The following is a 15959-nucleotide window of genomic DNA, read 5'->3' on the forward strand; positions in this document are numbered from 1 at the left end:
CGCGAGGAGCAGGCCCGGGCCCAGGCGGCTGCGGCGAACAGACGTCCACAGGAAGTGACGATACGTGAATGATCAACAGCAGCCACCGAGTGAGGCGCCGAAAGTCGGCGGCCTGGCCGGCGACGACATCGGTTACGACAGTGAAGAATGGGCCGCCGTCCGCCCCCGGCGCATCACCCCCGAGCAGTGGCAGCAGTTCGAGGGCTACATGCAGGAGATCTTCACAGCCCTGGGCATGCCGGGATCCCTCTCGACGGCCGATACCCCGCGCCGCTTCCTCCGCGCGCTCTTCGACGCGACCAGCGGATACGAGGGGGACGAGAAGCTGGTCACCGCGTTCCCGACCGAGTGCCGCGGCGGCCCTGACTGCCGCATCAGCCAGGTGGTGGAGGGGCCGATCCCGTTCTTCGCCCTCTGTGAGCACCACAGCCTGCCGTTCTTCGGCATCGCCTACGTCGGTTACGTCGCCCACGAGCACATCCTCGGCCTGTCCAAATTGACCCGACTGGTACGGCTGTTCGCCCGCCGCTTCTCGGTGCAGGAGCGCATCGGCCAGCAACTCGCCGACGCGCTGGTACGCATCCTGCAACCGCACGGCGTCGCCGTGCACCTGGAGGCGGTGCACCTGTGCACGCAGATGCGCGGCGTCCGCGAGATCGAGTCCAGCACCCGCACCACCTACTGGCGCGGCACCTACGACACCGAGGACCAGCTGAGAATGGAGTTCTTCCACCTGTGCGGCCCCAGAAGCACCAGCCGTGGCTGAACCTGACGCCGCCCCCACGGCCCCCGTCCCCCACACCGAGCCGCTGGTGCGGCTGTATGAGGAACCCGAGGCGCCCCGCTGGGGCCTGCCACCGGCGCTCGCCGCACTGTACGGAGGCGACCTCGGCTTCCCCGAACCGTGCCTGTACGCCAACTTCGTCGCTTCCCTCGACGGGGTGGTGTCGCTCGGCCCGCAATACTCGTCATCCGGTTCGACGATCAGCGGACGCGAACCCGCGGACCGGTTCGTCATGGGACTGCTGCGGGCCTGCGCCGACGCCGTCCTCATCGGAGCAGGCACGCTGCGCGCCTCACCCCGCCACCGGTGGACGCCCGAGCACGTCTACCCGGCCGCCGCAGCAGACTTCGCCCAGCTCCGCCACCACCGGCGCCGAGCTGCCGAGCCGGAACTGGTCGTCGTCACCGCGAGCGGCATCCTGCCGGCCGAGCACCCCGCCCTGCAGGCGGGCGCGCTCATCGCCACCACCACCCAAGGTGCCGGCCGCCTCGCCGGACGCCTCCCACCGACCTGCACCATCCTTCCCCTCGGCGACGGCCCGACCCTGCGCATCCCGCAGGTGCTCGACACCATCCGCGCCCGCGGGCACACCACGATCCTCTCCGAGGCAGGGCCGCGCCTGGTCGGGCAACTCGTCGGCGCCGGCATCCTGAACGAACTGTTCCTGACCCTGTCTCCCGTACTGGCCGGCCGCGCAGACACCACCCGCCACGGACTGATCGCCGGGCTCGAACTCCTCCCGACCTGGCACGAGACAGCCGACCTGATCAGCGCCCGGCAGCGCGCTTCCTATGTGTTCCTGCGCTACCGACTGCCCGGTCGCCGCCCCGAGGCCGACGACAGCTACCGCCAAGTGCCGCCTCGATGAAGAGAGGCAGCCCAGATCGACCGCGCGGCCCTTCAGGCCCGCCCACCGGAGCGTAGCCGTACCGGCACTGATCAAACACGGCCCCGGGCAAGCGCCCCCAGAGCTCATCCGGAACACTCCGTAGCCACCTGTGGCATCCCGGGACACACCAAAGCCCTCATGGTGAGCCACGCCGTGATAGTCGCCGGCATCACGGGTAGTCTGTGGTCATGTCCGAGCAATTCCAGATCGAGCCGATGGGGGATCACGACTATCTGGTGCGCACCTGGTACAGCGGTGACGTGATCGAGTCCCGGTTCCAGGCAAGTCCGGCCGTCGTCGACCAGGTCGGTGCGGCAGAGGCCGACGAGCAGCGGGTGATCGAGGAAACCGCCCTCTACCTCGCCGAGCGGCAGCCCGTCATGGACTTTCCCCCGATGGTCGATCTCGACGATGTCGCGGCCGTCTACGGTGACCACTACATCGATGAGCTGAGCCGCCGCCTCAAGGGTTCCTGACGCGCCGCCCTGCACACGTTTGGCCTGGCGGGGTCCGCCAGCGCGCCGGACGGGTTGCGGATCCCACCCGCGGAGAGACGAAGAGCGATCGAACGGGGGGCGCACTTGGGAGGCTACATGTACAGCAAAGCCACGCTCGCCGGTCACCCCATTCACCCGATGCTGATCGGCTTTCCGGTCGCCAGTTACACCGGAACCCTGGTGGGCTTCGCCGTGTACGCGGCCACCGGGCACCAGTTCTGGCTCAACCTGGCGATCGCACTGAACATCGTGGGCGTCGGCAGCGCACTGCTCGCCGCAATCCCCGGACTCGTCGACTGGGCCTTCGGGATCCCGCGCGGCTCGGCGGCCAAAACCGTCGGTCTGGCCCACGCCGGCCTCAACGTGACCGCCCTCGCGCTGTTCGCCATCAGCCTGGGGACGTACGTCACCCACTGGAATGGCCCGGCCACCGGAACCACCCTTGGCCTCGCCCTCACCTCGGCTGGCGTCCTGTGCACCCTCGCCGCCGGCTTCCTCGGCTGGATGCTGGTTCAGGACTATCACATCGGCATCCGCCTCACCCCGACACAGGAACTCGACGAACTCGAGGTGCAGAACGTGCACCGGATCGTCACTCACAAGCGTCACGCCGCCTGACCCACGTCGCGTTGGCTGGGCCCGGCGGCCCCGGGCCCCGGGAGGCACCCCGCCCGTGCGGCTGGAGGAAGCGTCCTCACGACGGCCTCTGAGCCGACGGCTGGATATAGCGCAGGGCGGCTTCGACACCGAAGCCTCTTGGACGCGCAGACAGGCGGAGGCGAACGGAGGATGCCTACCGCGGCGTCTCAGGGAGGGAAGGGTGCCTGCGGGTGCTGTGGCTCCTGTGGCAGCCCGGCGAGCACGGCGCCCCGGTGCAGCACGTCGCGGAGCATGGCGGGGGTCAGGGTGCGGGTGGACATGTTGCGCTGGCTGGGGTGGTACCCGCCGATCAGGTGTATCCGCCGTTCACCGCCTGCGTCGGTGAGGAGGGCTTCGGTGCCGTGGCCAAAGGCTGGGCGGGGGCGGGGCAGCTGCCAGCCTGCGCTCGTCAGCACGGGCAGCAGCGCCTGCCAGGCGAAGCCGCCGAGCACCACGATGGCCCGCAGCGTCGGTCGCAAAAGTTGCAGTTCGCGGGCGAGCCACGGACGGCAGGTGTCGCGCTCGGTAGTGGTGGGCTGATTGCCGGGCGGCGCGCAGTGCACGGGCACCGTGATCCGCAGCCCGTACAGTTGCATACCGTCACCGCGGTGGGTGGCGGTCGGCTGGGAGGCCAGGCCGAGGTCGTACAGGGCGGCGTACAGCACGTCGCCGGACGGGTCGCCGGTGAAGATGCGCCCGGTGCGGTTGCCGCCGTGCGCGGCCGGTGCCAGGCCGACGATGGCCAGCGCCGCGTCCGGCGGGCCGAGGCCGGGTACCGGCCTCGCCCAGTACTCCCACTCTCTGTATGCCCGGCGCTTGACCAGGGCGACCTCTTCCCGCCAGGCCACCAGGCGCGGGCAGGCCCGGCAGGTGGTCACGGCGGCGTCCAGCCTGCTCACGTCACGCATCCGTGGTGCGGTCGCGGCCGGGAACTGCTGCGGCTCCGGGGTGGCAGGGCCTGTGTCGCGCACACCGTTCTCCTCTCCTTCGGGCTGAGGGCGCGGGTACCGACAGCCGATCTCCGGCCAGCCCACCCACTCGGCGATAAAATTGGGTGAGCCGAACACATCCGCTCCCACAGGTGACGTCACCGCTGTCCACCGGTCCCGGGCCAGGAGCGGCCGATCGATCTGAAGGGTGCCGTCATGGCCGAACAGATCACCTATCGCCGAGTCTATGAGGAGACCTCGCCCGAGGACGGCAAGCGGGTGCTCGTCGACCGGGTTTGGCCGCGGGGCATGCGCAAGGAGGACGCCAACCTGGACGAGTGGCTGCGTGATGTCGCCCCGACAAGCGAACTGCGCAAGTGGTACAGCCATGAGCCCAGCCGCTTCACGGAGTTCCGTCGCCGCTACCTGGCAGAACTACGCGATGCCGGGCACCGCGAAGCCGCCGAGCATCTGCGTGGCCTGGCGGCGCACGACAAGCTCATGCTGTTGACCGCCACCAAGGACGTGGACCACAGCCAGGCCGCTGTCCTGGCCGCATGGCTAACCAAGAAACGGTGACGAACACACGAGGGTCTCAAGGACGGCGAGGGCTGATTTTTGTCGTCGACGGCGGGTGGGGCGCAGCTTACGTCGTGCGGTGCTGTGTCGTGGGCGTGGCCTGCACTGGCCCGTCACGGTCTGCGTCGACCATGCCCCGGCTCGCTCTCTCTGACAGACCGCGGACGAGTCCTGGTCGACTGTCTCCGCCATCAAGGACCTCGGGGTGCTGGTCCATCGGCGCCGCGCGGACGAGTCCATCGCCAGGTGTGGCGCCATGCTGGGGGATCCTGCGCCCGAGATGTGAGGAGCGATGATGGTGCGAACGAACATCATCCGCAAGGAGCGCATGACCGTCAGCTACGACGTGGTGAACGGCTGGACGGTTGTTGAGATCGACGGCGAGGTGGACGCCCACACCTCCCCCCTGGTCCGTGAAGCAGTGATCAAGCTCGTCGACGGCGGACACCGCCACTTCGTCCTGGATCTGAGCTTCGTATCCTTCATGGACTCGATGGGGCTGGGCATGGTCGTGGCGGTCACGAAACGCATCCGTGAACACGAAGGCTCACTGCGGATCGCGTCCGCCTCCGGCCGGATCGTCAGAGTCTTCGACATCAGCGGCCTGCGTAACGCTTACGAGATCCACCCCTCACCAGAAGAGGCAACGCGCAGTGCTCCCTCGCTCGGCAGCCTGGCGCACTGGCCCCGCCCGTCAAGCTGAGGAACTCTCACGGGAACGACCTGCTTCTGCTGCGCAACGTTGTCGAAGCCTCGCCCGGTTTGGAGCAGCGCATCCCGGCCTGAGGCATCGCGCCGGTGAGGGATGGCGAGAGATACGGCAACCATGGTGAGGTCACGGGTACGGGGGGTTCGGTCTCCTCCATGGCGTGCAGGGGGAGGGTGGAGTGGGCATCGGCGCCGCCGACACGCACCTCGGCCGCGACCCAGATCGCCCATGGTCTCCTGAGGCTCGGCGCCTTTGCGCCGCGCGAGGCGGGTGTGCCCCTGGACGCAGTACGGACACTGGGTCAGGTGGGCGACTGCGACGGCGATCAACTGCTTGGTCTACTCCGGCAGAGCCTCTGCGAAGAAGGCGCGGCTGAAGTTGTCGAACGCTTCGTTGATGACCGGGGCGAGTTGGCCGCGTCGCCGGCCGATCTCAGCGGGTGGCTGGGTGGTAGACGGCCTCACTCGTGGTGTTGCCTCCGCTTGTTCGCGTCAGGGTGTCGGACGGGCGCGTCAGTGAGCGGGTGAGGAGCTGCTACTCATGCTGTCGATGGGCAGCTGGGCTGCCTGGTGCCGCAGTAGAGCGAAATCACGGCGGTCTTCGTACACGACGATGCGCATCGGCTGTTCGAGCAGTGCCTTGAGGGCGGTGAGGAAAAGGGCGCCGGTGGCGCCGTCGAGGGCCCGGTGGTCGATGGAGTGGGTCAGGGCCATCACTGTGCCGGCGGCGAGTTCGCCGTCGCGGACGACGGGTTCGGGGTGGGCGGCTCCGACGGCGAGGATGGATGCCTGCGGGGGACTGATGACGGCGGTGAAGTGGTCGATGCCGTAGGGGCCGAGGTTGCCGTGGTGAAGGTGCCGTCGGCGAGATTGTCGAGGCTGAGGTGCCCGGCGCGGGGCCCTGTCGGCGAGGGCGCGGGGCTTCGCGAGCGCTCTCGGTGAGGGTCTTGCGGTCGACGTCGTGGATGACGGGGACGGTCAGTATGGCCACTTAGTAATGCAGTCCTTCATGGCCCTGTTCGTCCCTCGCCTGGACGCCTGCTTCGAGCCGGTCGACACGGGCCTGGCCATGGTCACGGTCTACGACGTGACGTTCGCGGGGTACAGCGGCCATCTGGTGAAGGGCTGGCTGAAGATGCTGGCCGCCGCCGAGGGTCTGCTGCCGCTGGTCGTGGAGTTCGCTCCCGGCGACAACGCAATGCCCGACGGTTCGGGATGTCCACTCCTGAGCGGCGGGTGCGGCGGACCAGTGTGGCGCTGCCGCCTGCCGAGCCTGCACGGTGGAGGGCCTGGGCTCCGTCGCCCGGGTTGCCGGAGGCGGGAAAGCCGCTGACCATGAGTGCGGGCGGTTCTCCGACTGTGACGGGGGCCGCTGGAGCGCCCGCCTGCGGCGCGGGACGGGAACCGATGATGGCGGTGAACGCGAAGAACAGGCCCCGGGCCGACACCGGGGCGCGTACGCGTCGCACCGACCGGTGGCGACGGCGTACGTGGCCTACGGGCTGGCCCCGAACGAAGCCCACACCGCAGAGTCCGTCTGTACATCAGAGAAAACCGTCGCCCTGACCTTCGCCCTCGTGGTGATCAACGGCTGGAACAGGCTCGCTGCAGGACTGCACGCACCGGTCACCAGCCTCGACGGACTCGACCTGCCGCCGAACATCCCTGGAGCCAGCCGATCCTGAGGAGCCTTCCGTGACCGTCGACAGTTTTGCCGCCCGAGGACCGCTTTCCGCCGCCGGATTCTCCTTCACCATCTACCGGCTCGACGCGGTCGAAAGGGCCGCGCGGCTCCCGTACAGCCTGAAGTTGCTGTTGGAGAACCTACTGCGCAACGAGGACGGCCATACGGTGACCGCCGACCAGATCAGCGCGCTGGCCGGCTGGGATCCGGCCGCCGAGCCGGCCACCGAGATCCAGTTCACCCCGGCACGAGTGCTGATGCAGGACTTCACGGGCGTGCCGTGCATCGTGGACCTGGTGGCGATGCGCGAGGCGTTGGCCGCCCTGGGTGGCGATGCGGCGCGCATCGACCCGTTGCGGCCGGTGGAACTGGTCATCGACCACTCCGTGATTGCCGACCACTACGGCGTTCCGGAGGCGTTCGACCGCAATGTCGAGTTGGAGTTCCGGCGCAATGCCGAGCGCTACCAGTTCCTGCGCTGGGGCCAGAACGCCTTCGACAACCTGCGCGTCGTTCCGCCGGGCACCGGCATCTGTCACCAGGTGAACCTGGAGCACTTGGCACGCGTCGTTTTCGGCGAAGACGGGGTGGCCTTCCCCGACACCCTGGTCGGCACCGACTCCCACACCCCGATGGTCAACGGACTTGGCGTACTCGGCTGGGGCGTGGGCGGCATCGAAGCGGAAGCGGCCATGCTCGGCCTGCCCCTGAGCATGCTCATCCCCCGGGTCATCGGAGTGAAGCTGACCGGCGCACTGCCCGAGGGCAGCACCGCCACCGACCTGGTGCTGACCATCGCCGAGAAACTGCGCGCGCACGGCGTGGTGGGCACCTTCGTGGAGTTCTACGGTCCCGGCGTGGCCAACGTGCCGCTCGCCAACAGGGCCACCATCGGCAACATGAGCCCGGAGTACGGCGCGACCTGTGCGATCTTCCCCATCGATGACGAGACACTCTCCTACCTGCGGCTCACCGGACGCAGCGCCGAGCAGGTGGCGCTCGTCGAGGCGTACGCCAAGGAACAGGGCCTGTGGCACGACGCCAGTCACGAGCCCACCTACTCCCAGACGCTGGAGTTGGACCTGTCGGCTGTCGTGCCGTCGATCGCCGGGCCGAAACGCCCACAGGACCGCATCCCGCTCGCGGACGCACCGCGCGCCTTCCACGCCACACTGGACGGATATGTCCGCTGGGACCCCGCGCCGGTCGGGCTGGACGCGAGCAGCGCGGAATCCTTCCCCGCCTCCGACCCCGTCGCGGTGACCGGCAACCGCCCCGGTGACGCACCCGCACACTTCGAGACCGCCCCAGCCGCGGACGACCCGCCCCTGAACATCACCCGTCTGACGCTGAAGGACGGAACCAGCGTCGAGATCGGTCACGGCTCGGTGGTGATCGCCGCGATCACCTCCTGCACCAACACGTCCAACCCGCAGGTCATGGTCGGCGCCGCCCTGCTCGCCAGGAAGGCGGTCGAACACGGGCTGAGGCCGAAACCGTGGGTGAAGACTTCCCTCGCCCCCGGCTCGAAGGTCGTCATGGACTACTTGGCAAGCGCCGGCCTGGTCCCGTACCTGGACAAGCTCGGCTTCGCCCTCGTCGGCTACGGCTGCACCACCTGCATCGGAAATTCCGGCCCATTGATCGACGAGGTGGCCCGCGCCGTGTCCGAACACGATCTGGCAGTGGCCGCGGTGCTCTCCGGCAACCGCAACTTCGAAGGCCGCATCCACCCCCAGACGAAACTCAACTACCTTGCCTCCCCGCCGCTGGTGGTCGCCTACGCACTGGCCGGGTCAATGACCTTCGACCTCACCCGCGACCCACTCGGCACCGGAGGCGACGGCAAGCCGGTGTTCCTGCGCGACATCTGGCCCAGCCAGCAGGAGGTCCAGGACGTCATCGCTTCCTGCCTGCGGCCGGAGATGTTCACCCGCGACTACGCGGACGTCTTCGCGGGTGGCGAGCAGTGGCGGGCCCTGCCCACCCCGGAAGGCGAGTTGTTCGCCTGGGACCCCGATTCCACCTATGTGCGCAGGCCGCCCTACTTCGACGGCATGAGTCGCACGCCCGAGCCGTTGCACGACATCGAGGGCGCTCGGGTGCTGGCCCTGCTCGGCGACTCGGTCACCACCGACCACATCTCACCCGCGGGCGCCATCAAGCGCGACTCTCCCGCCGGGGAGTACCTCACCGGCCACGGCGTCGCACCGAGGGAGTTCAACTCCTACGGTTCCCGGCGCGGCAACCACGAGGTGATGATCCGAGGCACCTTTGCCAACATCAGGCTCCGCAACCTGCTCGCGCCGGGCACTGAGGGGGGCGTCACCCGGCACCTTCCCGACGGGGAGCAGAGCACCATCTACGACGCGGCGACACGGTACGCGGCCGAGGGCGTGCCGCTGCTGGTGATCGCCGGAAAGGAGTACGGCTCCGGCTCCTCCCGCGACTGGGCAGCCAAGGGCACCGCCCTGCTGGGTGTGCGCGCCGTACTGGCCGAGTCGTATGAGCGCATTCACCGCTCCAACCTCATCGGCCTGGGCGTCCTGCCTCTGCAGTTCACCCCCGGCCAGAGCCGAGAGTCCCTCGGCCTGACCGGCGAGGAAACGTACGCAGTCCGCGGCCTGGCGGGCCCGGGGGAAATGCCCCGGGAGGTCACGGTCACCGCCGTGGGTCCGGCCGGCGTGCTTCAGTTCGCGGCCCGTGTCCGTATCGACACCCCCACCGAGGGCGACTACTTCCGTCATGGCGGCATCCTGCCCTACGCACTGCGCACCCTGCTGCCGTCGGCGTGAACCGGCACCGCTCCACCCGGGCCTACGGAAACCAGCCGACGTGGCTCACTGGCCGGCCGTGTCGGGCAGGCGCACGGCGAGCAGGGCGACATCGTCGTCGAACCTCTGGCCGCGCTCGGTCAGCAGCTCGTCGCAGAACGCGTCCAGCGGCGCGCGGGCCAGCCTAGAGGCATGGTCGGCCAGCGCGCGCAGCGTGTCGTCGATGTCCTGGTCACGGCGTTCCACCAGGCCGTCGGTGAACAGCAGCAGCGTGGTACCCGGTGACAGCGGGTGTGTGTGGTCGAACCGGGGCACGGACGGGTCGATGCCGACGGGGATCCCATGGCGGGCCGGGGCGAGGTAGCGGGTGTGGCCGTCCGCGGCGACCAGCAGCGGCGGCGGATGCCCGGCGTTGGTCCAGCGGAACCTGTACGCGTCCTCGCTCTCACCGCCGCGCTCGATGCGGCCGAGCACCAGCGTGGCGGCGGTCGGATCGCCGAACATGGTCAGGGCCGCGTCGAGCTTCGACACCACCAGGCTGGGCGGCCCGCCCCGGTCGTAGGCCAGGGCACGCAGCATGTTGCGGATCTGCCCCATCACCGGGGCGACCTGCGCATCGTGGCCGGTGACGTCGCCAACAACGACACAGGTCGCCCCGTCTGGCAGCACCAGGGCGTCGTACCAGTCACCGCCGAGTTTCGGCAGGTCCGACGCGGGCTCGTAGCGGGCATAGACCTCGACCGGCGCCAGGTCGGGCAGAGTGGGCAGCATGCTGCGCTGGAAGTGCTCGGCGGCACGGTTGAGCTGCCCGTACAGGCGGGCGTTCTCGATGCTGACGCCCGCAGCGCTGGCCAGCGCGGTCAGCAGCGCCTCGTCGTCGTCACCGAAGGACGTCCCGTCCGTCTTGTCGGCCAGGTACAGGTTGCCGTAGACCGTGCCGCGCACCATCAGCGGCGCCCCCAGCAGCGTCCTCATCACGGGGTGGCCGGGCGGGAAGCCGACGGAGCGGGGGTCGGCCAGGATGTCTGGCACCTGAAGCGGTTGCCGGTCCGAGACCAGGCTGCCGAGCAAGCCGTGCCGCTGCGGGAGCCCCACGGTGGCCGTAAGGTGCTCCGCATCCACCCCGACCGTGATCAGATCGGCGAACTCACCGCTCTCCCCGAGCACGCCCAGTGCTCCGTAGCGCGCGCCTACCAGGTCGGTGCCCGCCTCCACGATGTGGTGCAAGACCGCCCGGGTGTCCATGTCGGCGCTGATGGCCACCACTGCGTCCAGCAATCGTTGCAGCTGGCGCTGCCCCAATGCGCGGGGCGTGGGCTCCGTCCTCGGCGCATCCGGGGATTGCGCCTCAGCCGACAGTTGGGTCTCGTCGCTCGCCGTCGTTGGAGGCTTGGAAGTCTGCTCCGGCCGCCGCCTGGGATTGTGCGCCATGCCTGCTTCCTCCCTGCGCCGTCAGCACCTGGACGCCTGTCCGACACCCTACGGTCTTGCCCGAATTGGGAGCAGCCACAACTCGCGCTTGACGCGTGGAGATCCCAGCCCAGGAACACACCGCCGCAGCATGCGGCACGATGTCGGAACGGCGCCTGCCTCCGCAAGCCCTTGCCAGGCCGACCACGGCAAAGGAGAGGTCAGGGCACGACGACGACGGGGCAGTGCGCGCGGCGGGCCATCCATGCCGGTACCGACCCGATCAAGTGGTGCAACCGGTGCTCCGGTGCTCCCAGCACCAGGGCCTCCGCCCAGTGCTCGTCCGCCAGGCGAGCCAGCTGGCGCGCCGTGTCGCCGACGCAGTCGGCGACGTGAACCTCCACGCCGGCCAGGGTGGCCGCGGTGAGTGCGTCGGCGAGTTCCGCGCGTAGCCGATCGAGCACATCGTCCTCGGGGTCGGCGACGAAGACGAAGGGGGCGTCCGTTCCCATATCATACCGCGAGGGATCCGGGCTGATGTGTGCCACGAGCAGTGGCCTGCTGGTCCGGCGGGCCAGCCCGGTGGCCCAGGCCAGTGCACGGCGGCTGGCTCTCGATCCGTCATAGCCCACCAGAACAGGATGCGCCGGAGCAGCAGGCGGCGCAGGCGACGTCTCATCTGACGTCACGGCTGCACTCACACGCTCGATGGAGGGGCACACTGGGCAGGATACCGGTGCCTCGGGCTCGGGATCAGCCTCGCGCACAGCCGGGGGCCTGCCGCACCCAATCGGCTGCTGTGCCGCGGCCCGTTCGCCCACAGTGCTGTCGTCGTTGTGCACGTGGCTAGTCCCGCTCCTGTTCGCTCTCGGCGCATGGCGGCGCCTGCTGCACCGTGGGAGCAATGGCGGCGTAGTACCCGGATGCGACGCGATACGACTCCGCGAGTCACAGTCTCCAACGAAGCCGGCGCGATTCAGGACGTATCCATGTTGGCCTCCATCCCGGCGGTGCCGCTCCACCTCGGACGGGCGGGGTAAGCCTGACCAGGCGGTCGTGCGCGCTTGCTGGGAGGCGAGCGGGACAATGCGGCCGGTGGGACAGTAGAGCCATGGAGGCTGACGGTCGACCTGGGACCGGCTGGGCTGCGGCGGCGCGCAGGACGGCTCGGGTGGACGGCTACGTGCCTCTGCGTGACTACGCGGTGATCGGTGACGGCCGGACCGTGGCTTTGATCGCTGCGGACGGTTCGTTGGACTGGCTGGGGCTGCCGGACCTGGACGCGCCGACGGTCTTCGCCGGTGCCCTGGACGCCTCTCGTGGTGGCCGGTTCCAGTTGGAGCCCGAGGAGCCGTACCAGGTGACCCGCAGGTACCTGCCTGGCACGAATGTACTGGAGACGACATTCCGTACGGAGCGGGGGACGGCAAGGGTCACGGACGCGCTTTCGCTGGACGACGACCTGGCGCTCACTCCGATGCGGGAACTGCAGCGCAGGCTCGACGGTGTGGCGGGGACCGTGCCGATGCGCTGGAGCCTACGGCCCCGGTACGGCTACGGCTCTCGCGCACCGCGCATGGAATGGCGCCGGGGTATCCCGGTGGCCATCGATGGTGCCGATGCGCTGGCTGTGTGTGGCTGGGATGTCGGCGTGGTGGAGTGCCATGACGGCGCAGTCGGAGGCCGGTTCGACCTGTGCGAAGGCGCCACGGCCCTGATCGCTGTGCCGTTTGCCCACCAGGAGCCGCTCGTTCTGCCGACCCGCGGCGAGTGCGAGGCGAGGATGGAGCGCACGTGCCAAACATGGCGCCGCTGGGCCGGCTCACGGGAGTACTCCGGGCCGTGGCAGGAAGCGGTCTCACGCAGTGCGCTCGTACTGAAGCTGCTCGTCTTCGCCCAGTCAGGAGCGGTCGCCGCCGCGGCGACCTCCTCCCTGCCGGAGTACATAGGCGGCCAACGCAACTGGGACTACCGGTTCTCCTGGATTCGGGACTCAGCGTTTGCTCTGGACGCGTTCCTGCAACTCGGGTGCCCTGCTGAGGCACATGCCTACTTCTGGTGGCTGATGCACGCCTCCCAGCTCACGCACCCACGGCTGCGGGTCCTCTACCGGCTGGACGGCGGAGCCCCCGCCCACGAGCGGGTCCTTCCACTGGCGGGCTACCGGGGCTCGGCTCCGGTGCGGACCGGCAATGCGGCCGTCGACCAGGTCCAGTTGGACACCTACGGCGAGTTGCTGCATACCGGTTGGTTGTATGCCGGTGCGACGGGGCGGCTGGACGCGGACGTAGCCCGCAGGCTGGCGGAACTGGCTGACTTCGTCTGCGCCGGCTGGCAGCGGCCCGACTCCGGAATCTGGGAGGTCCGCAGCACGCCCCTCCACTTCACACAGTCCAAGATGATGTGCTGGGTGGCGCTCGACCGGGCCATCGATCTGGCACAACGGCGGCTGATCCCCGATCGACACGCGCCTCGCTGGCGCGCCGCCCGGCAAGAGGTCCACCATTTCATCGAGAACCAGTGCTTCTCAGATCGCGGCGGCTGCTATGTACGGTCCGCCGGAAGCGAGGACCTGGACGCCGCCGTGCTGCTCGGCCTGCTGTACGGCTACGACGGCGCCCATCCGCGCCTGCGCTCCACGGTAGACGCCATCGATCGCAGACTGCGCAACGGTCCGTATGTTGCCAGGTACTCCGGTGAAGACGGCATCAAAGGCAGCGAGGGGGCGTTCGTGGCCTGCTCGTTCTGGCTGGCGGAGTCCCTGGCACGGACCGGGCGGGTGGAGCGGGCCGCCACCTTGATGGATGACCTGGTCGCGCTGGCCAATGACGTTGGCCTGTACAGCGAGGAGATCGACCCGGCTGACGGCGCATTCCTCGGCAACCTCCCCCAAGCACTCAGCCATCTGGCACTCATCAGCGCGGCCACCGCCATCGACACGGCCCGTAGCGTGGCAGCCCGATGAACCCGGCAGGTATCGCCGCAGGCGGATTCATCGGAACGCTCATTCTGACTACCGCGTTGCGCGCAGCCAGCGCGTTGAGCCTGACACGCATGGATCTGCCGTTTCTGCTCGGCACGGTGGTCACGGTCGACCGCACCCGCGCGAAGGCCCTCGGGTACCTGATGCACTTCGCCAACGGGCAGATCTTCGCCTTCGTCTACTATGCCGTCTTCCTCGCTATCCATCACGCCGGCTGGTGGTTGGGCGCGCTGTTCGGCCTGGTCCACGGACTCTTCGCCGTCACGGCGCTGGTGAATACCCTGCTGCCGCTCGTCCACCCCCGCATGGGCAGCCCAATGACCAGTGCTCCGGACGTGGCACTGCTCGAACCCCCCGGCTTCCTGATGCTCAACTACGGCCCGAGCACACCGGCCGTCACCATATTGGCCCACATCGCCTACGGAGCTCTGATCGGCGGATTCGCCTCGCTCTCCGGTTGAGGCACCACGAGAAACTGGCGCGGATGAAAGTGTCGCGCCCTGGTACGAGGCTTCCCACCACCCCTGCCTTACCGAGCGGTAGGTGCGGGGGGCCTGTAGCGTACAGAGAAGGTCTTCCTGGGAAAGCCGAGACGGCAGCGGGCAGAAATTGGGGGCCTCGATGGGATCAGACGCAGCCTCGATGTCCGGTGCCGGCGAGTCGGCAGCCGGCGCCGAACGGGCCGATCCGCCGGGGGCGGACCGCGGACCGCAGCTTGCATCGGTGGTGATGTTCGTATCTGACCTCGACCGGTCGGTGGAGTTCTACCGCGAACTGCTGAAGATGAGGGTCACAGTCCGCACCACTACCGCTGCGCTGCTCGTTGGCTCCGACGACATGCAGGTATACGTGCGCGGCATGGGCAGGGTCACCCACGCCCTGGGCGGTATTGGCGTTCAGTACGTGATCTGGACTGCGGACAGCCTCGATGATCTCCACCGGTGTGAGCGGATCCTCAAAGAGCGCTCTGCCCACACCTCGTCCAGAGAGATGGCCGACGGCTTCACCGTGGTCGAGGGACGCGATCCCGACAATGTGCCTCTGGTCATCGCCTACCCCGGGCCGAACAAGGCAGCACGGCATGAGATTATGACGCGGATCTACACCTGGTGAGCATCGCCCTGGCCGCTCTGCCCCCGGGAGGCATCAGGTCGCCAACGTCTGCGGAATTGCCGGCCAGTGGGTCACGGCAGGGTGGGTGCTGTGAGCGCCGGCGCTGCGGGACCGCGCAGATCAGTGGTGAGCCGGCCACCGCCATGGTCGGCTCCCCTTGGTGGGGTTACTTCTGGTAGTTCCTTCGACGGCGCCCCTGTGTCGCATTTCTCGCCGCTCTCAAAGCGCTCGTCGAGTAGCCCTGGTGCGTCTGGCGCAGGGCCTTCCACGCTCGCCACCGTCGGTCACACGCTGAACACTGTTCATGGGTACTCGCCAGGTCCGGCTGTTTGAATCAGGTGCCCGCGCCACGGACAACCAGGACGGGACAGGTGGCGTGGGTCACACAGTGCTGACTGACAGAGCCGAGCAGGACGCCAGCAAATCCGCCGTGTCCGCGGCTTCCGACCACGAGTAGTTCCGCGCCCCGAGCAAAATCCACCAGGACACCCGCAGGGTGACCCTTCCGGACGTATGAGCGCACCCCGACGTGTCCACCGTGGGGCAGTGCCAGCTCAAGCGTGGCAGCAAGCCTTTCCTTGGCGATCTTCTCGAAGTTCCACTCCTCCGGTGGCTTCGGCACCCAGCCGTACGTAGTGGGGAATTCCCATGCGATCACAGCCGCCACCACTGCATCGAAGCCCTTGGCGTGCCCGACTGCCCAACGCAATGCAACCATCGACGCCTCCGATCCATCCACACCGACGACAATCCGCCGGTCGAGTCCGCCTGGCATTTCGCGCATATAGACCACCTGTCTTTCAAGGTCAACTGGCTACCTTGCCTGAGTATGGACGCTCTGCTGCGCGGAGACGCGGTCCCGTGCGCGCGCGTTGGGAAACGGACTGACTATTAAAATGAGAGGTCGGCAAAGGCTCGCAGTCTCGCCCGCGCACGACCGGCGGCTGCGACAGCACCAGTCGACCGCCTT

16 protein-coding genes and 2 pseudogenes are annotated in these 15959 nt (G+C 68.6%); 12 read left to right on the plus strand and 6 right to left on the minus strand.

Features of this window, described 5'->3' with window-relative positions:
* Positions 1 to 64 precede the first annotated feature (64 nt).
* From folE to G3I60_RS07210, 4 genes are all read left to right on the plus strand, one after another.
* A complete protein-coding gene (folE, locus tag G3I60_RS07195; RefSeq protein WP_164606864.1) occupies positions 65 to 766 on the plus strand; it encodes a GTP cyclohydrolase I in 702 nt (233 codons plus the stop codon).
* The gene (locus G3I60_RS07200; protein ID WP_164606866.1) at positions 759 to 1652 is read left to right on the plus strand and encodes a dihydrofolate reductase family protein; all 894 of its coding nucleotides are present in this window, start codon (positions 759 to 761) and stop codon (positions 1650 to 1652) included. The genes folE and G3I60_RS07200 overlap by 8 nt, the downstream gene beginning before the upstream one ends.
* A 209-nt stretch (positions 1653 to 1861) precedes the next feature.
* Positions 1862 to 2149: a hypothetical protein gene (locus G3I60_RS07205; RefSeq protein ID WP_164606868.1), complete on the plus strand. Its 288-nt coding sequence runs from the start codon at positions 1862 to 1864 to the stop codon at positions 2147 to 2149.
* Between the two features lie 117 nt (positions 2150 to 2266).
* A complete protein-coding gene (locus tag G3I60_RS07210; protein WP_164606870.1) occupies positions 2267 to 2788 on the plus strand; it encodes a DUF2231 domain-containing protein in 522 nt (173 codons plus the stop codon).
* Positions 2789 to 2976: 188 nt separating this feature from the next.
* On the opposite strand, the gene G3I60_RS07215 is transcribed toward G3I60_RS07210, so the two are convergent.
* Positions 2977 to 3717, minus strand: coding sequence for a uracil-DNA glycosylase (locus tag G3I60_RS07215; RefSeq protein ID WP_164606957.1), 741 nt, complete (start codon positions 3715 to 3717; stop codon positions 2977 to 2979).
* 237 nt (positions 3718 to 3954) lie between these two features.
* On the opposite strand from G3I60_RS07215, the gene G3I60_RS07220 reads away from it, so the two are divergent.
* Together G3I60_RS07220 and G3I60_RS07225 are read left to right on the plus strand one after the other, a co-directional pair.
* Positions 3955 to 4317 (plus strand): DUF488 domain-containing protein, encoded by a 363-nt coding sequence (locus tag G3I60_RS07220; protein ID WP_164606872.1) that lies wholly within the window; start codon positions 3955 to 3957, stop codon positions 4315 to 4317.
* 328 nt (positions 4318 to 4645) lie between these two features.
* A complete protein-coding gene (locus G3I60_RS07225; RefSeq protein ID WP_239069611.1) occupies positions 4646 to 5020 on the plus strand; it encodes an STAS domain-containing protein in 375 nt (124 codons plus the stop codon).
* Here G3I60_RS07225 and G3I60_RS47040 read toward each other — a convergent pair.
* Both G3I60_RS47040 and G3I60_RS07235 read right to left on the minus strand, forming a co-directional pair.
* Complete coding sequence (locus G3I60_RS47040) at positions 4933 to 5355, minus strand: carboxymuconolactone decarboxylase family protein (protein ID WP_203672405.1); 423 nt, start codon at positions 5353 to 5355, stop codon at positions 4933 to 4935. The two genes, G3I60_RS07225 and G3I60_RS47040, sit on opposite strands and share 88 nt — an antisense overlap.
* Positions 5356 to 5538: 183 nt before the next feature.
* Positions 5539 to 5928, minus strand: a pseudogene (locus G3I60_RS07235) (2-oxo acid dehydrogenase subunit E2); the annotation flags it as partial.
* 127 nt (positions 5929 to 6055) lie between these two features.
* Here G3I60_RS07235 and G3I60_RS45185 point away from each other — a divergent pair.
* The 3 genes and pseudogenes from G3I60_RS45185 to G3I60_RS07250 all read left to right on the plus strand — a co-directional run.
* Positions 6056 to 6205 (plus strand): annotated as a pseudogene (locus G3I60_RS45185) (acetylxylan esterase); the annotation flags it as partial.
* A gap of 295 nt (positions 6206 to 6500) precedes the next feature.
* On the plus strand, positions 6501 to 6710 hold the full coding sequence (locus G3I60_RS07245) for a hypothetical protein (RefSeq protein WP_164606877.1): 210 nt from the start codon (positions 6501 to 6503) through the stop codon (positions 6708 to 6710).
* A gap of 10 nt (positions 6711 to 6720) precedes the next feature.
* A complete protein-coding gene (locus tag G3I60_RS07250; protein ID WP_164606879.1) occupies positions 6721 to 9504 on the plus strand; it encodes an aconitate hydratase in 2784 nt (927 codons plus the stop codon).
* Between the two features lie 45 nt (positions 9505 to 9549).
* Here the strand turns inward: G3I60_RS07250 and G3I60_RS07255 are convergent, their stop codons facing one another.
* Both G3I60_RS07255 and G3I60_RS45190 read right to left on the minus strand, forming a co-directional pair.
* Positions 9550 to 10785 carry a PP2C family protein-serine/threonine phosphatase gene (locus G3I60_RS07255; protein ID WP_239069612.1) on the minus strand — a complete coding sequence of 412 codons (1236 nt, stop codon included), beginning with the start codon at positions 10783 to 10785 and terminating at the stop codon, positions 9550 to 9552.
* Between the two features lie 329 nt (positions 10786 to 11114).
* Positions 11115 to 11915, minus strand: a complete 801-nt coding sequence (locus G3I60_RS45190; RefSeq protein ID WP_343241927.1) for a universal stress protein — start codon at positions 11913 to 11915, stop codon at positions 11115 to 11117.
* A gap of 161 nt (positions 11916 to 12076) precedes the next feature.
* Here G3I60_RS45190 and G3I60_RS07265 point away from each other — a divergent pair, with 161 nt between their 5' ends.
* The 3 genes from G3I60_RS07265 (at position 12077) to G3I60_RS07275 (ending at position 14989) form a co-directional block, all read left to right on the plus strand.
* Complete coding sequence (locus G3I60_RS07265) at positions 12077 to 13858, plus strand: glycoside hydrolase family 15 protein (protein ID WP_269286017.1); 1782 nt, start codon at positions 12077 to 12079, stop codon at positions 13856 to 13858.
* 89 nt (positions 13859 to 13947) lie between these two features.
* Positions 13948 to 14337, plus strand: a complete 390-nt coding sequence (locus G3I60_RS07270; protein ID WP_239069614.1) for a hypothetical protein — start codon at positions 13948 to 13950, stop codon at positions 14335 to 14337.
* Positions 14338 to 14518: 181 nt separating this feature from the next.
* Positions 14519 to 14989 carry a VOC family protein gene (locus tag G3I60_RS07275; protein ID WP_203672408.1) on the plus strand — a complete coding sequence of 157 codons (471 nt, stop codon included), beginning with the start codon at positions 14519 to 14521 and terminating at the stop codon, positions 14987 to 14989.
* A 334-nt stretch (positions 14990 to 15323) separates the two neighbouring features.
* Here the strand turns inward: G3I60_RS07275 and G3I60_RS07280 are convergent, their stop codons facing one another.
* On the minus strand, positions 15324 to 15773 hold the full coding sequence (locus tag G3I60_RS07280) for a universal stress protein (RefSeq protein ID WP_239069615.1): 450 nt from the start codon (positions 15771 to 15773) through the stop codon (positions 15324 to 15326).
* Positions 15774 to 15959 lie beyond the last annotated feature (186 nt).

Source organism: Streptomyces sp. SID13666 (assembly GCF_010548325.1).
Taxonomy (GTDB): Bacteria; Actinomycetota; Actinomycetes; order Streptomycetales; family Streptomycetaceae; genus Actinacidiphila; species Actinacidiphila fildesensis.

Bases quoted from the DNA above. Each gene is read 5' to 3' on its own strand.
- G3I60_RS07205 (WP_164606868.1), top strand. From the start codon at position 1,862: ATGTCCGAGCAATTCCAGATCGAGCCGATGGGGGATCACGACTATCTG.
- G3I60_RS07210 (WP_164606870.1), top strand. From the start codon at position 2,267: ATGTACAGCAAAGCCACGCTCGCCGGTCACCCCATTCACCCGATGCTG.
- G3I60_RS07215 (WP_164606957.1), bottom strand. From the start codon at position 3,717: ATGCGTGACGTGAGCAGGCTGGACGCCGCCGTGACCACCTGCCGGGCC.
- G3I60_RS07220 (WP_164606872.1), top strand. From the start codon at position 3,955: ATGGCCGAACAGATCACCTATCGCCGAGTCTATGAGGAGACCTCGCCC.
- G3I60_RS07225 (WP_239069611.1), top strand. From the start codon at position 4,646: ATGACCGTCAGCTACGACGTGGTGAACGGCTGGACGGTTGTTGAGATC.
- G3I60_RS07270 (WP_239069614.1), top strand. From the start codon at position 13,948: ATGGATCTGCCGTTTCTGCTCGGCACGGTGGTCACGGTCGACCGCACC.
- G3I60_RS07275 (WP_203672408.1), top strand. From the start codon at position 14,519: ATGTCCGGTGCCGGCGAGTCGGCAGCCGGCGCCGAACGGGCCGATCCG.
- G3I60_RS07280 (WP_239069615.1), bottom strand. From the start codon at position 15,773: ATGCGCGAAATGCCAGGCGGACTCGACCGGCGGATTGTCGTCGGTGTG.